Genomic DNA, 15067 nt, shown 5'->3' with positions numbered 1-15067 from the left:
ATGAAATTGGTTAACTCAGAGAGGCATTGGATAGACGTTCAGGAGCGCTGGAGGGCATTGATCATAGCGATATTGCCTGGACCAGCGCTCGGTTCTGCGATGGCCCGCTTCTGAGGTTGAAGGCGGTCCATCGCACAAGCTAAGGCATCGGTGCTATCCGCCGTTGACCAAGGGCCAGACCTCAAGAGCCCCGCGGTAGATCATCTCGGCGGCGACATAGAGGATGATGGCAAGGCCGACATAGGCGATCCAGCGGTGCTTCTGGAGCAGGCGGGCGATGAAGGTCGCCGCCACGCCCATGAGGGCGACGGACAGTATAAGGCCGAAGATCAGCACGTTGGGGTGCTCGCGGGCGGCGCCTGCCACCGCCAGCACGTTGTCGAGGGACATGGACACGTCGGCAATGACGATCTGCCAGGCGGCCTGGGCAAAGGTCTTGCGCGGGGCTGCGCCGGCGATCTTGCCGTCCCGGTCGAGGTCGCGTCCCTCAAGGGCTTCCTCGCCCTGGATCTCCTCCGCATGGCTGGTGCGTAGCTCGCGCCACATCTTCCAGCACACCCAGAGCAGGAGAACGCCGCCGGCCAGCAGTAGGCCCACGATCTGCAGGAGTTGGGTTGTTGCGGCGGCAAATCCGATGCGCAGGACCGTGGCCGCAATGATACCGATCAGGATCGCTTTGGCGCGCTGCTCCTTGGGCAGTCCGGCGGCCGCCAAGCCGATGACGATGGCGTTGTCTCCGGCCAGGACCAAGTCGATCATGATGACCTGGAGGAGGGCGGAGAGGGCTTCTGTGGTGAAAAACTCGCTCATGTGGCTCCCGTTTGCATGAACAGGGGCAGCCACCATGCCGTCTGGCGCGACCGCAAGCTAAGCCACGCAGCATCTGTCCTGCCTGAAAGCGGAGCACGTTGCGCAACAAGTTACGGCCGGCAGAACGCCATGAACCAGGCCACCCGAATTGGACATCCAGTCCGACATCGCAGCTCATCCGAACTGCCAGAGGGGCCCGGTCTGGTGCCCAACCTGTACAGGCGAGACGACGTGAGCTCAAGAGGGAAGTGGGCAACAAGGGGAGCGCCTGGAAGGGGCTCAAGGGGGGCTCGTTTCACAATAATCCTGGGATAAAACCCTTACTGCATCAGGGTTTGGGACCTCCGCGCTCAGCGAGCAACTATCAGAGAAACCGGAGGAGGTCATGCCTTCCCGCCTCCAGCCTTGGGCGGGCCATCAGGTCTCATGGATGGGGCAGCTCGCAATGGTGGCCCGCCTGGCGCCGGTGGATGGCGCTGTCCCTCGGGCCCAGACCAAGCCAGCCCCCGGCCCCTGGCAAGGCCGACATGGACGAGGATCCTGAGCCGGACACCGATCCAGACCTGGACCCCGTGCAGCGCATGCTCGACGACTTGGCCTGGGATTGCGAGCAGGCGGATCCCGAGGACGCCTGAGCACAATGCCAGAGGTGGTGTCCGGTGCACGGACGAGCCCGATCCACTTTGTCTTTTCCGGGTCCGCTTTCCTTCAGACACATCGGCGCAGAAAGCCCAGGGAGATTTACGAATGGGGGCTATCTTATTGATTGCAGCTGGAGAATCCTTATGTCAGCCTTCCGGTCGAGGTTAGGAGGGATACATGCAAGGTGCAGCTCCAGTGGCGTTCGGGATCGCCGCCGCGCTCCACAATACCATCGAGGCCACGAGAGCGGAGCGGGCTGCCTGGAAGGCCGAGATCTTGCAGGGCCTGTCCGAGCAGAAGGCTGCGGATGCCGTCGCTCGACTGGGCTACGCGCTCGCCGAGGCCCATCACCGCGAGGCCGACTTGCGCGAAGAGCTCGCTGCCATGCGTCTTCGCGCCCTCCGCGCTGAGGGGCAGCTCGCCCGCCTTGCCCGCCAGCATTGAGGCCAGGATCCCTAAAGGAAAAGGCCAGCCAGTGAGCTGGCCTTTTGTCGTTTAGGGGAGGAGATCAGGCGAAGCGGGGAGCGCCAGGGTAGATCGGCTCGACGAGTTCCATTGCCTCGACGTCAGCCTCGCCGATGTTGTGGTCGAGCATCGCGACAGTCTGTTCGAACCTCGTCCGGAAGGTCGGCACACCGGGGAGGGGCTTGGCGCTGTTGAGGTGGGCTTCGATCTGATCGGAAGCGAACCGGGACAGGGCCGACTTCTCGGCAGGGGTCAGAGCGAGTGCCCATGCGGCGATTTCATCCGGTACATCAACGAGATGCTCCTCGTATCCACGCGCTGCCATCGCTACGGCGTAGCCCAAGGGAAAGCGGTGGGTGACGCTTTCATGTCCGCGCGTCTGCGCCTTGGCCTTGTCGTGAGCCTCCGTAAAGGCCTCGGCAATGGCTTCAGCCTGCGAGACGGGGATCTCCACCTCAAGAACCTGCGGGGGCTGCGGAACGACCAAAGATCGGACCAGCTTCCACGCCCCATCGACAAGCTGCCACGTCACAGTGGCCAAGGCGGCGAGGATGGCAGTGATGATCTTTGCGATGTTGCGCATTGGTTGTCTCCTTTTACCGGACCAGGGTGCTCAATGGGCTAGCAAGCGACAACCTGCCAGTTGCTAGGGCCGCAGCCATTCGAACATCGCAGCGAGCACGGTGGATCTAGCTTTCCGTCAATGGCCTGGTCGGCGCATTAACCCCGGTTGGCGAAGCCTTAGGCTTATTGATAATCTCGGCTCGCCCGTCTCAGAGGGGTGCATCGGGGTCCAGGCAACCTGCGTCGTGCAGCCGCCCGGGCTATTTTGTCATTTACCGCGAGAGCATCCCTCCCAGAGTGCTCACGTCAGGCTCGCGAAGACGTCAGCATCACGGGCGTCAATGTATGTCTCTTCGAGCGCTCGCTGAATTTCCTTTCGGCGTGCAACAATCTCGCGGCGGCGTACCTCATCCGGCACACCTGCCGAAAGAGCTGCTCTCTCTGTTGCGTGGAGCGTCGTCACGCCAAAGGGCCAGCAGGAAATATACCGCGTTTCAACGACCGCTCTGTACCCGGGCCCCCTTCGCGCAATGAGCACCCGGTAGACTGTTCGGGTGTCATCATCGGCTCGGACCAAGTACTCGGCATCAAGGATGAGGCGCTCCTTCACAACACCATCCTGCGTGATGCGTTTCACTCGGCTCAGCCAGTCTCGCGGTACCGTAATTGTGTGCACATCGAGGTTGGCCGCCCAGCCTTTATATGCACCCTTGTAGACGCCATAGACCCGCTCGCATTGCAGGTCGTAACCAGGGGCCTCGCCTGCGACCGTATATGCGATGTTCCAATTCGTGCCACCAGGCGCGCCGTACTTCATGACCCACCTTGCAGCTCGGCGGAGCGCCTCGAATACATGGTTGTCACGACGCTGCTGGATCTCAACTTGCAAGCGATCTGCCAAGGCGGCTCGTCCTTTTGCCTGATCCGCCCTTGCATGCCAGGGCCTGCTCCCGGTCCGGCGGGGCATCTTGCGGACCGTTCGGACCCGTTGTGCCAGTTCGAGAGCTTGATTTAGGTGCCTCGTGATCACAAAGCCTGCCCGCTTCTCTGCCGGCATCTTACGGATCGCCCGCTTCGCCGCAGTGGGCGAGAGTCTTCCGCGGATGTCGGCGAGGCAAACCGCGACCGCGCGCATCGCCGGAGTGGCAGCGGCAAGGGCGCTGGTCAAGTCGGACCGAGCTGCGATCTGGATTGTGGTGGTCGTCTTAGACACTGGATATCTCCCGTGGTTATCATGGGGAGATTTTGGTCTCATCGGAGAGGCTGGGAAACGAGGGAGTTGCTGCTCGGTTAACCGATCCGGCGACTTGTTAATTTTTGCGAGGAGCTATCTTCAGCGATGGTTAGCAGGGCCTAAATTAGAGGTAGGAACTGCACCAGGATAAACTCCGAAGGGAGCGACGAGCCGCATCAAGATCGCAAGGTCTTAGGACGGTTCGCCTTCGCGCGTGTCTGCCCGCTGGCGTAAGAGCAGCTTCGTTCCGTTGTGGAACGAAAGCTCGATATCGACCTGTTCGGCCGCGAACATGTTTGGTGTATGAACTTGTTTGCGTTCAGCTCTTCGCTCACGCGCCAGTCGGTGATGGGCAGTCTGGCTCTGTTCTGTATCCTTCACAACATCCCGTTGGGTATCCGCTTGGACGCTTACAGTTTCTGTATGGAGCCTTTCAACTATTGTAGCGAGTAGTTCTCGTTCTTCCTCAGTGAGGATGGAGAAAACCCGTTCAAGGGTGGCCAGCACGGAACTGACCCTGCCATGAACCTCCGCTTCGAGCTGAGGAGCAAGCGATAGCAGGACTGACCCGTGACTGCCTCGTTCCTCAACAAGGTAACCTTTTGCGCGAAGCGATTGCACGTGCGCGTGCAGAACCCCCTTTGACGTCTCGAGTTGATTTGCGATTTCAGTCAAATTCTTTGGGCCTTCGTTGGCTATGACCCACAAGATTGCTCCGGCCCACTTCGAGAGGTCATCTCCAAACGCGAGCTTCTCGGCCTCCTTGAGGACACGCACGAAGGTTGAGATTGAACTTTCTAGTGATGTGGCGTCCCGCAGCATCTCTGTATCCGCGAATGAAGATTACTCTATCCACGATACAGCAACAAAGTTGAGAATTGGTTTGGTGCCAAACACGTTCGGTCTCAAACATGTTCAGAACTAAACTCGTATCGAGGGTGCAGAGTGCTCACCTTTGAGCGCAGACCTGCTCATTAGCGTCAGTGAAGACCCAACCGACACCTCTGACTGGGGACAGAGATCTCCCTTGCCCTGATGTGAGGGGCGGGCAACGAAGGTGAACGAGCCTTCAGGCATTGTGGGCGAACTGCTGAATCAATTGTCCGGGTCTGGTGAGAATTGCTGCAACTTCACCGTTATGGTGGCCGATGGCGAGATCTCGCGCGGCCGCTACCCGGACTGCCCCATGCAGCCATGCGCGGAGCCAGTCACCCCTAAATGGGCCTTATTAATCCATGGTGAATTATAATTTCAACATACAAGCTCCATAGATTTGAGAAAAATTACTGTTTTAATCAAATAATTTGATGCGTGGCATCATGTAATGATTTCAGTGTAATCATCAGTTTTTTACACCAATGACATCATAAGGCGCTTGAGATCTAGACTATACGCGAATCTGTGGCATGTTTACATGAGAGTGAGGGAGGAATTCGGTGTGCTTTCTGTAACGAAGCAAAGGCCGGGCCAAGTTGGGAGTGGCGTGTTACGCCGCTGACGGCTGCGCGGCTTGGTCTGTTCGGGAGACAAGCGCCTCCCGCAATGAGGAGTATGACAATGACGGAGATGAACCCTATGCTGCCTGAGATCGCCACGCTCCACCCCGCCGACGAGCTCGCCAACATCCGCGAGACCATGCGGGCGCTGCGCTCCCGCGAGCAGCACCTGTGCCAAATGGTGATCGATGACCGCGCGGTCCGCTTCGGCCGCGCCGCCTACGTTTACGTGTCGGAGCAGCGGACGCGCGACGGCCACATCGAGCCCGTCGTCACGTCCTACCCCCTGCCCACGTTGGAGGAAGCCCTCGCGCTCCTGACGCAGCCTCTCCTGGTGATCGACATGGAGACAACTGGGCTCTATCCCGCACGTGGCGACCGTGTCCTGTCCATGGCGATGCTCACAGCCATGCACTACTACTGGCCGGACGAGCCCGGCTCGACCTCCCGCTCACGGGCTGGGGTCGTAAGCAAGAGCGACGAATGGCTTCGGTTCTTCGATCCAGAGGGTCGCCGGTCAACGCCGGAGGCCGAGCGGGTTCATGGCCTCACCGAGTCCCTCTTGGAGGGGTTCCTGCCGTTCGCGAAGTACCAGCACGAAATCCATGATGCCCTTGACCCATTCTGGGACGAGAAACCGGTTCTGCTCGGTCACAACATTCTGTTCGACATCAGCTTCCTCAACGCCGAGCTCGCCCTGTGCGGACGCGGCCCCATCCAGAATGCCTTCGTTGATACCTGGGTCATCTCAAAGCTGCTATGGCCCGAGGCGAAGGCCTCTCTGGATGCGTTGTGCGAGCGCCTGGGCGTCGACAGGAGCAGCCGGGACAAGTGCCATGAAGCCCTGACTGACTGCCGCCTTGTGGCGCAATGCATCCCTGGCTTGGTCGCTGAAATCGAGAACAGAATGTCTGGATGAGCTGTCTGATCGACGACTATGGCCTCGCGCGCAGGTGCGGCGAGTCAAGGGACGCCTATCTGCGCCGGCTAAAGGGTACAGTCTATGGCGCCGCTGATTAGCTTGCCGAGGATGACCCGCATCGCCAGGCTCTTCTCCTCGCCGCTGGTACGACGTGATCTTCGCCTGGGCCCCAGTGGCGCGGAAGGCTGCGGAGGCCGAGGGCGGGGCCGTGGAGGAAAAGCCTTATGCCGGGTTCGACCGCATGCTCGAAGACCATCGCCTCGAAGCCGGTCAAGGAGTCCGAACCGGCTCCCGCGCTTAGGCCTGCGCGGCCTAGGCTGCCGCTCCGGACAATCCCTCCCGATGCATTAACATCGGGGTGATCCGGGTGTTGACGCGTGTCTTCTCGGTCGATCTGCGCGAGATCGCCCAGAACGAGAAGGACGCCTATCTGTTATGGGAGCACCGCCTGCGGGATCTCAGAGCCCTTGTCGACACGGCTCCTTAGCGACGAGGGTCTAAAACCTCTTACGAACGTCTCAGATCACTTATCCGGAGGCCGGATGTCTCAGGATGCTTACCGCTGCAAAACGATTACGGGCGCCGCAGATCGGTTATCCGGGCGCCCGTTTCTGACGATTTGATTACGCGGCCTCTTCCTCGTCGTCCCGGCCCTCCGGGTACGCAGGCGGCAGGGTCGCCATGCGGGCCAGGATCTCGGCCAGGGGCACGGGCCGAAAGCCCCAGGCGTCCACCCCGACGTCCAGGGACTGGGAGCAGCCGGGCAGTGCGCCATGGCTGTGGCCATACAGGTGCAGTGATCCCCGGCGCATCCTCGGCCATACCCTCATTCCGTAATGAAATAACACGAGATGCTTACCATCGACGGTGACTTCGAGGAAGTCCTGCTTCGAGGCCCAGGGCAGCTTGTCCCCGAGGCGCTCGTGGTTGCCCCTGATCAAATGCTTCCGCCCGTGCAGCTTGCCAAACACAGCCCGCGCATACTCTTCGCTCGTCCTGTGGGCGAAGTCCCCCAGGTGGAAAACCTCGTCGTCCGGGGCGACGACTTCGTTCCACCGGCGCACGAGCTCGGCGTCGTGCTCCTGGATCGAGGCGAAGTGGTCGCCGCGGCGGCAGTGCATCGTAGGCGACAGGATGGCCGCATGGCCGAAATGATGGTCGCTGGTAAACCAAGTTGCCACGAGGCTCTCCTTTCCTGGGTGAACCCGGAAGGATTGCACAACGATTCTGCAGCTGCAATCAATGACTTAGAGTTTCCCCTGGGCTCACAGGAACCGGGGCAGTTTTCTTAACCATCGACCCCCGGGATTCTTCACGGGACCCGCCCGTGTGAGAGTCTGGGGCATGCCTGAATTTCATCTCATCGTCGCCGGATACGACATCATCCCGACCGCCGACCCAGCCGAGGCCGCCCCGGACGAGCCCCTCCCGCTGGAGGTCGCGCAGCACGTGCCGGAGCTGTACGGGCGCGTCACCGTGGCCATACTCCGCGGCGCCATCAAGCGGTGGGAGCTCCATCCGAAGCGCAGGGGACGGCTGATGTTCCTGTCGAGAAACCAGTTGATAGAGTGGAGAGACCGTTGCGGCCCGAACCCAAGCCTCGACGCGCCAGCAGGCGCAAGAAGCCCCGCACCCTCGGCAGCACAGGAAGGGGCACGCCATACATCTGGCTCCGGGGCGAGCGCATCGCACCGACGGCATCGAGCGCGGGGGCGTCTGGATCGTCATGCACAAGGGGGAGCAGATCTCCAGCACTGGCTGCGGCCCTGATGAAAGCGACAGAGCTCTCGAAGCGCTAGCCGAGTACAGGGCCTCCCTGCACCAGCCGTCGACGCTGAAGGACCAGCCGGCGCACAAAGTCCAGATCGCCGACGTGATCTCGCGCTACCTCGATGCCAAGAAGGGCAAGGTCGCGAGGTTCGAGGAGGTCGCGCAGCGCGCGGTCGTCCTGCTGGAGTGGTGGGGCGACCGCACCCTGTCGGACATCGACAGCGTGACCTGCGCCCAGTACGTCGCGAGCCGGGTCGGCACGCCGTGGAAGGCGCACGCCCGCCTGGGCAGCGGGAAGGACGGCAAGCCGGCGAGGCGGGGGCACTCGCGCCCGGTGAAGGATAGGACTGTGACCGAGGGCGGCGCCAGGCGGGAGCTGGAGGACCTCCGGGCCGCCGTCAACTTGGCGATCTCGGACGGCCTCACGCGCGAGATGGTCAAGGTCACGCTGTTGGATTAGTCCCAGGGCCGGGAGCGCTGGCTCACCAAGGCCGAGGCCGCCCGGCTGGTGCTGCACGCCTGGCGGAAGGTCGAGGTCCAGAAGGGGCATGAGACCGACAAGCTCTGCCCGCGGCACGTGGCCAGGTTCATCCTGGTCAGCCTGTGCGCGGGCACCCGGTCGGGGGCGATCTGCTCGGCCTCCTTCATCCCCGAGATCGGCAAGCCCTGGGTCGAGCTCAAGGAAGAGGACGGCAAGCGGGTGGCGATCTTCCACCGCAAGGCCCTGGGCAAGACCGAGGCCCGGAACAAGAAATGCCCCACCGTCCGCCTGCCGGACCGGCTCGTGGCGCACCTCTGGCGCTGGCACCATGTGCTCGGGCAGAGGTACGTCGTCGAGTGGCGGGGGAAGCCGGTCGGGACCACGCAACGGGCCTTCTCCAATCTCGTCCACGAGCTCGGCCTGGGCGACGACGTCGTGCGCCACACGCTCATGCACACGGCCGCCACGTGGGGCATGCAGGAGGGCGTCGACGTATGGGAGTTGGCGGGCTACCTCGGGATGTCGGTCGAGGTCCTGGAGCGGCGCTACGGCCACGACAGCCCGGCGCACATGGAAGGGGCGAGGGCGGCCATGGACGGGCGCGGGCGCAAGCGAAGGACGGGGTAAGCGATCCTTCGATTTCGGAAGCAATCTTTGGTTGAATAGTTGGTCAGGGAAAACTTGGTCGCGGCGGCCGACCATTCAAACCCTTACAGATCAAAGGTTTGAATGGTCGGAGTGGCAGGATTTGAACCTGCGACCCCCACGTCCCGAACGTGGTGCGCTACCAGACTGCGCTACACTCCGACTGTTCCAAAGCTGATCCGCATCAAGCAAAGAAGCCTTGCAAACCAAGCTGTTAGGATGGTGAGTATCACGGCTGGCCTAATGAGAGCAAGCCTCGGCTTAGCTTGATGGTGACTGCTCCAATGTGCCAGGTGTGCCAAGATTGTGCCACTCAAATCCGAGACCCACCCAAAGGGGGGAAATAAGCTGAGCTTGGATCGAGCGATAGGCTCAGGGATTTTTGCTGTAAAATTCCGACAGGCACCCGGCCGCGATTTGAAGCTACCAGCGGCGAGGGTATGGCTCACAAGCCCAATTGTCCCCGTCCCGGTCATGCCAAGGCCAATATCCCGGTTGCCCCTTGTAAGCTGGGGCTAAGCCGACCAGACGAGCGGCAGAACAGTTGGGGACAGCCGCGATATGCTTTGCGTACATCGATGCGGTCCATGAACCAGACGACGGGGCAGACCACGGTTTGTAGGTCATCAGTGTCCAAGTCACGGCGAAGGAGCCGACCGCGACCAACATAACAAGAGCAGCAAAGTGGTAGGAACGTCGGACCTTAAGGCTGCGGAAGTAGTAGTTTGACACCTTCTGGAAGCGGCTCTTAAGCCGACGCAGTTCCGCCTCAGGGTCACGACGTTGCTGAACAGTCCATGGACTAGGCGTCATTCTCATAGGCCCCCCGCGAGGGAGAACTATAGCGTAACAGGATTAAATGGCTACGCTTATCCTGTTCTGATTAGCACGTACCGGAGGGGGTAATGGGGCTGAAACAAGGTTGAGCGATAGGCTCAGAGATTGCTGCAACAAAATTTCAACTGCTGCTGTAAAGCCGCTTCTCGTCGCTCAGCCTCATGAGTGTCGCAAGGACTCTACAGGCGGGCTCAAATTACCCTGAGACTATTAGGTGAGGTACGGACGGGTAAGATCAGGACGGTATTGAGCTATAAACTCAAGAATATCTCTCGAAGAACGCGCCAGACGAACCGGAATACGTATTACGGGCGAACTGCTAGAGCCTCGCTTGGACCTAACATTCACATACTGCTTGCCGACTTCGATGGCGTCCGCGTCACCCCAACTGATGGAGCTGCGCCAGAATATTCGCGGATAAGCATCAACGCCTGCGCTTGATAGCTTTATTGGCTTTGCATACAGAACCCAGAGCAAGAGATAGATGGAGCCTATCAGGTTGATAGCCGCAATCCCGCCCATGATAGATACTCGAACCATAGGGGGAAGAGCTAGGAGCCATCGGAATTTGTCTCCTCGTATAAGCCCGTCGTAGATGTTCGGCATATCCGATAGGAGCAAAATCGCGAGAGCCATCATACCGGAGCCGACGGCTGCCATCCGATACCGAGGCGCTTGCAAAATCATTGGTTCTTCAACTGATGACATTCAAAGCCTCTAGGCAACAACGTCACAAAGACTGAAAGATCATCTAAGCCCTTCTTATGTCAAGCCGAGAGACTTCGACTGCTAGGACTAGCCTTAACCACTTCGTTTCTAGGGGTTCCAGTCGAAGCTGAGAAGGCTACCCGTCAGGCGATCCAATAAAATACCCTGACAAACCCACAGATCAGCAATCCCTCTCAGTAGCCGTAGTTGGTTTCTGAGAGGGTGGGTGTTAAGCGTAGGGCGAGCCGTTACCTTGCTCTTCCTGCGAACCCAATCGCCATAGCTGCCATCTGAGCCTCTGTATTAGCCAGCCCATCAACCCGCTCGTTCTGCTCATGCCCGGCATGACCCTTAACCCATTGCCAGGTGATCTTCCGACCTTGGATCAGCCTGTCTATCTCTAGCCAAAGCTCTTGGTTCAACACAGGCTTACCATCTGCCTTACGCCAGCCCTTAGCCTTCCAGCCGCGAAGCCATTGGGTAGCTCCTTTGATAACGTACTGGCTGTCACTGTGAATGATGATTGGGGTCGAGTGCGGAACGGCTTCAAGGGCTTTGATCGCTGCGGTCATTTCCATCTTGTTGTTCGTGGTCGAAGGATCACGCCCGACAATGATCTGCTCCTGTCCTGCAATCGTGACTACGGCTGCGTAGCCTCCCGGTCCGGGGTTTCCGAGGCAAGCGCCATCGGTGAAGACAATGGCTTGGGTGGTTGCTTCGTCAATCATGTTTTTTCAGTCAATTGGTTGGTGAAGTTGGATCGCCCTCGAAGGGGCAGGAAGCGGGAATGAGCAGTGGAAGGCGTTAATGTCGCTCGACTGTGGGGGCCTTCAATCTGCTGTAGACGCATACTCTCAACAAGATGGTTACTGCCAAGGTTAACTGTTGGTTAGCTTTATGAGAGCAGTCTGAAACTGAACGTTGAAGGAGCCTCACGATGCGTACCCTCAAAAACTCACTGGTCCTGCTTGTGTCGGCTTCTGTGCTTGGTCCATTCTTTGTTATGTCGGCATATGCAACGACGATCCTAGCATCAGCCTTCGTCGGTCGGTGAGGATTGATCCGAGCTTGTTAAAATACCCTGACAAACCCACGGATCGGCAGACCCCCTCAGATACCCTGATGAGCTTCCGAGTGGGCTGCGTCTTAGTATGTGGCTTAATCGCCAAACAGGTGCGGCTGGAAGAAGGAAAGTGGGATCGGCAGTTGGATAAACCTCGTTGTATCCTTCTTCATTAAGGGCGTCCTTGCCTCCTGCCTCACCCTCTGGCGTGTTACTTGGTTTGACATAGGTCGATAGGGTTTGAACTTCGGTCCTTCCCTATCAGTCTCATGGACGATCTTCCCTGCGGCATCACCTATGGTAGACCGTCTAGCGACCACGGATGAACCCTCATGGATCTGTTGTTGCCCCTGAAATATCGGACAGATCATCCCGGTTGACGTGAGGCAATGAACTCACGTGGTGAACAATACCCGAGCGCCTTGTGCGGGTGAAGGCTGTTGTAGTGCTCGAACCATAACGGCAGGCTGACCAGCACCGTCTGGGCGTCCGGGATCTGGCTGACGCGGACGTAATCGCGCTTGATCGTGCGCACAAAGGCTTCGGCCATGCCGTTGCTTTGTGGGCTCTGCACCGGTGTGGGGCTCGAGCCCCATCTCCCGTGCCAGGCTCTTCGTCTCATGGGCGATGTAGCCCGAGCCATTATCCGAGAGCCACTCGATCGTCTGCGGCAGACGGCTCACCGGCCCAAAGCGGTACTCGACCGCCGTGATCATCAGGTCCTGCACGTCCTCGCCCTTGATCCCCTCGGTCGTGGCCACATGGCCCAGCACCTCGCGGTCGCAGCAGTCGAGCGCAAACGCCACCCGCACCTTCTCGCCATTGTCACAGCCGATCTCGAACCCGTCCGAGCACCAACGCAAATTGGAGCGCTCCACCGCCACGCGCCCGTCGTGCCGGCGCTGTTCGGCTCCACCCGCGTGCCGCTGAAGGGGAAGGCCGTGAGCCTTCATGACCCGGTAGACGCGCTTGTGATTGGGTGGAGCACGGCCCTGCTCCTGGCGAGTCAGGAGAGCGTGCACGCGTCGGTAGTCGTAGGTCGGCAGGCTGCCGATGATTGTCTTGATCGCCTTCACCAGGTCCGCGTCAGGCAACGGAGGACGGCCCCGGTGGTTTGATGGCCGACCGGCCACCTGCTCGGCGATGTTGGAGCGGGCGACCTCAAGGGTGGAGCAGACGGCGCTCATCGCGAACCGCCCCTGGGCCACGACAGCGAGCGCAACAGCTGCTTTTTTGGCCCGGGGGCGACCTCCAGCGCCTCTTTGAGGATCTCGGCTTCGAGCGTCTTCTTGCCGAGCAGGCGCTGCAGCTCGCGGATCTGGTTCTGCAAGGAGCGGTACTCCGAGGCGGCAACGACCTCCTCCTGGGCACTGGTGGCGGTGAGGGCTCCCTGGGCGGCGAACTTGCGCCAGCGGAAGAGCTGGTTGGGCCCCACCCCATGCCGGCGGGCGACCAGGCTGACCGTGGCATCTGGCTCGTAGGTCTCCTGGACGATGGACAGCTTCTCGGCGGCCGTCCAGTGGCGGCGACGTTGTGGTCCGTCGAGGACCTCTATCTTCGGGGAAGAACCAGTCATAGCACCAACACTACTCCTATCTCTTAGAGAGGTGGGAGATCGTGTCCGGTCTATTCAGGGGCTACTTCACCTACCAGTCAAGGGAATGGTGCGAGGGTAGTCGTTCTTAGTGAGTGGGATATGCAGGGTTCTTCTGCTCGGGCTTACATCGCGCCACTTGGCATTGAGCAGTTCGCCACGCCGCATTGCATTCTCTAACGCAAGCTCCACCATCAGGAGGAGGTAAGGACCACGGCACTGGTGACACGCCGCGACCAGCCGTTCCCATTCCCCTGGTTGCAGTCTCCGCTCCCTAGCGTCTCTGATCTTCGGTCTGCTGATAAGGGCAAACGGATTGCTGCTGAGCGGAAGCGCCCAGTCCTTTCTCGCAACCTCCAACGCATGGCGGAATATGTCTAACTGACGGTTGAGAGTGGAGGGTTTCACCGCTTGGAGGCGCTCATCCCTGTAAGTCGCAACGTGAGTCGTAGTCAGTTCAGAGATTGGAGTACGGCTCAGTTTATGCCGGAGAAAGACATTGACGGCGACTGTTTCATTGTTGCGACCACGCTTCTTGGGGATAACCTCATCGCGGTAGCGAGTGAATATCTCACCCACGGTGATCCGCTCCAGCGGCTTCCTGTCCACAGGAAGACCACGACGATCAACCTCACGCTCCGTCTGCCTTGCCCAGACTTGGGCGTCTGACTTGTTTAGGAAGGATCGGGTGATACTCGGAGAACCCTTTCGCCGCACTTGACCGTGCCAACGATCCCCACGCTTACGGATTGTAGCCATCGCTTAACCCCTTGATGTGCCGACGTTGTGCCAGCGAGGCTTGCGAGGCGTTTGTTTGAGGGGCAGGGCAGGGCCTAAACCCTTATAATCCCTAGCTTAAGAATGGTCGGAGTGGCAGGATTTGAACCTGCGACCCCCACGTCCCGAACGTGGTGCGCTACCAGACTGCGCTACACTCCGACACCGAGGATTCTCGGGAGGCCGGTCTTATAGCGGCGAGGGGAGAGCACCGCAAGGGGAGAATTCAGCCTTTCTTGACAATATGTGGCCATCGTAAAACGGTGTTGCCAGCCGCCATCTGGCCGATTATGTACACGCCACACCGATTGGGGCGTCGCCAAGTGGTAAGGCAGCGGTTTTTGGTACCGCCATTCCCAGGTTCGAATCCTGGCGCCCCAGCCATACCATCCTAAGTTCCTGGAATGGGTGGCTTTTTCGCCCGATTTTGGGCGAGTCGCTCCGCACTGCTGCACATCCCTGTCTCACATGGGTGTCACACATGCCGGCCGTTTCTCATCCTATGCGTCGCGGTGCGGTATATTTCTGGCGGCGCCGGCTCCCGGCTCGAACGTACGGCAGGTCCTGCAGATTAGCCTGCAGTCGACCCACTGGGCCGAGGCGCGCTGGATCGGAGCGGAGCTGACCGCGATGAGCGAGGTCGTGTTCGACGAGATGCGGCGCGGCCACCTGACCTAGGTGTTCAGTCGCGCGAGGGCGATCCTCGTTGCAGTTGCCCGCCGCCATGCCGCCAAACCTTGAGCTCGTCGCCATAGTTGACCGGGTGTTTGAAGGCCCTGATCCGATAAGGGGTGAGCGCGCGAACCGGATTAGCGGCATGGTCTACCGCCGTCTCGCTGAACGCGGGAGGACGGCCGGCGCGCCTGACGATGCCAACTGGCTGCGCTCATAGGGGTTTGAACCCTCCGAGGCGGACCAGGTCAGGGCCATCCTGGAGTTCTAACGTAGCAAGAGCTTTGTGCCTCCGAAGTCTGAGCGGCTCCAAAGCTCGATCGCGCAGTATGCTCCTGACGGATGCGCTGAACGGGGGCGCAGGCGACGACACGTCCGACGCTGGCG

General features: G+C 60.1%; 15 protein-coding genes, 3 tRNA genes and 1 pseudogene. 7 read left to right on the top strand and 12 right to left on the bottom strand.

Going from position 1 to position 15067, the window contains the following annotated elements:
• Positions 1-153: 153 nt before the first annotated feature.
• Positions 154-810 (bottom strand): TerC family protein, encoded by a 657-nt coding sequence (locus HPT29_RS18465; RefSeq protein ID WP_173947950.1) that lies wholly within the window; start codon positions 808-810, stop codon positions 154-156.
• Between the two features lie 470 nt (positions 811-1280).
• Here HPT29_RS18465 and HPT29_RS18460 point away from each other — a divergent pair, with 470 nt between their 5' ends.
• Positions 1281-1445, top strand: coding sequence for a hypothetical protein (locus HPT29_RS18460; protein WP_259060153.1), 165 nt, complete (start codon positions 1281-1283; stop codon positions 1443-1445).
• A 184-nt stretch (positions 1446-1629) separates the two neighbouring features.
• Positions 1630-1896 carry a hypothetical protein gene (locus HPT29_RS18455; protein ID WP_173947949.1) on the top strand — a complete coding sequence of 89 codons (267 nt, stop codon included), beginning with the start codon at positions 1630-1632 and terminating at the stop codon, positions 1894-1896.
• A 64-nt stretch (positions 1897-1960) separates the two neighbouring features.
• On the opposite strand, the gene HPT29_RS18450 is transcribed toward HPT29_RS18455, so the two are convergent.
• The 3 genes from HPT29_RS18450 to HPT29_RS18440 all read right to left on the bottom strand — a co-directional run bounded on the left by HPT29_RS18450 (position 1961) and on the right by HPT29_RS18440 (position 4537).
• Positions 1961-2500, bottom strand: coding sequence for a hypothetical protein (locus tag HPT29_RS18450; protein ID WP_173947948.1), 540 nt, complete (start codon positions 2498-2500; stop codon positions 1961-1963).
• 282 nt (positions 2501-2782) lie between these two features.
• Positions 2783-3694, bottom strand: coding sequence for a hypothetical protein (locus HPT29_RS18445; RefSeq protein ID WP_173947947.1), 912 nt, complete (start codon positions 3692-3694; stop codon positions 2783-2785).
• 213 nt (positions 3695-3907) lie between these two features.
• On the bottom strand, positions 3908-4537 hold the full coding sequence (locus HPT29_RS18440) for a MarR family winged helix-turn-helix transcriptional regulator (RefSeq protein WP_173947946.1): 630 nt from the start codon (positions 4535-4537) through the stop codon (positions 3908-3910).
• A gap of 735 nt (positions 4538-5272) precedes the next feature.
• Between HPT29_RS18440 and HPT29_RS18435 the strand changes: the two genes are divergently transcribed.
• A complete protein-coding gene (locus HPT29_RS18435) occupies positions 5273-6130 on the top strand; it encodes an exonuclease domain-containing protein (RefSeq protein ID WP_173947945.1) in 858 nt (285 codons plus the stop codon).
• Between the two features lie 626 nt (positions 6131-6756).
• Here the strand turns inward: HPT29_RS18435 and HPT29_RS18430 are convergent.
• On the bottom strand, positions 6757-7314 hold the full coding sequence (locus HPT29_RS18430; RefSeq protein ID WP_259060152.1) for a metallophosphoesterase family protein: 558 nt from the start codon (positions 7312-7314) through the stop codon (positions 6757-6759).
• A gap of 545 nt (positions 7315-7859) precedes the next feature.
• Between HPT29_RS18430 and HPT29_RS18425 the strand changes: the two genes are divergently transcribed.
• Positions 7860-8363: a hypothetical protein gene (locus tag HPT29_RS18425; protein ID WP_173947943.1), complete on the top strand. Its 504-nt coding sequence runs from the start codon at positions 7860-7862 to the stop codon at positions 8361-8363.
• Between the two features lie 48 nt (positions 8364-8411).
• Positions 8412-9011: a site-specific integrase gene (locus HPT29_RS18420; RefSeq protein ID WP_173947942.1), complete on the top strand. Its 600-nt coding sequence runs from the start codon at positions 8412-8414 to the stop codon at positions 9009-9011.
• 103 nt (positions 9012-9114) lie between these two features.
• Here HPT29_RS18420 and HPT29_RS18415 read toward each other — a convergent pair.
• From HPT29_RS18415 to HPT29_RS18390, 7 genes and pseudogenes are all read right to left on the bottom strand, one after another.
• A tRNA-Pro gene (locus HPT29_RS18415) sits at positions 9115-9191 on the bottom strand.
• Positions 9192-9452: 261 nt separating this feature from the next.
• Positions 9453-9605, bottom strand: a complete 153-nt coding sequence (locus HPT29_RS18410; RefSeq protein WP_259060751.1) for an excalibur calcium-binding domain-containing protein — start codon at positions 9603-9605, stop codon at positions 9453-9455.
• 471 nt (positions 9606-10076) lie between these two features.
• The gene (locus HPT29_RS18405; RefSeq protein ID WP_173947941.1) at positions 10077-10574 is read right to left on the bottom strand and encodes a hypothetical protein; all 498 of its coding nucleotides are present in this window, start codon (positions 10572-10574) and stop codon (positions 10077-10079) included.
• 248 nt (positions 10575-10822) lie between these two features.
• A complete protein-coding gene (gene rnhA / locus HPT29_RS18400; protein ID WP_173947940.1) occupies positions 10823-11302 on the bottom strand; it encodes a ribonuclease HI in 480 nt (159 codons plus the stop codon).
• 702 nt (positions 11303-12004) lie between these two features.
• A pseudogene (locus tag HPT29_RS18395) lies at positions 12005-13213 on the bottom strand (IS3 family transposase).
• Between the two features lie 66 nt (positions 13214-13279).
• Entirely contained in the window at positions 13280-13990 is a 711-nt protein-coding gene (locus HPT29_RS28875) for a tyrosine-type recombinase/integrase (RefSeq protein ID WP_432807261.1), read from the bottom strand.
• Positions 13991-14093: 103 nt separating this feature from the next.
• Positions 14094-14170, bottom strand: a tRNA-Pro gene (locus tag HPT29_RS18390).
• A gap of 147 nt (positions 14171-14317) precedes the next feature.
• Between HPT29_RS18390 and HPT29_RS18385 the strand changes: the two genes are divergently transcribed.
• Together HPT29_RS18385 and HPT29_RS18380 are read left to right on the top strand one after the other, a co-directional pair.
• Positions 14318-14392, top strand: a tRNA-Gln gene (locus tag HPT29_RS18385).
• A gap of 84 nt (positions 14393-14476) precedes the next feature.
• Entirely contained in the window at positions 14477-14686 is a 210-nt protein-coding gene (locus HPT29_RS18380; protein WP_173947938.1) for a hypothetical protein, read from the top strand.
• Positions 14687-15067: the final 381 nt, after the last annotated feature.

The sequence above is a fragment of the Microvirga terrae genome (assembly GCF_013307435.2).
Lineage (GTDB): Bacteria > Pseudomonadota > Alphaproteobacteria > Rhizobiales > Beijerinckiaceae > Microvirga > Microvirga terrae.
This window is presented reverse-complemented; position numbering and strand designations above follow the sequence as displayed.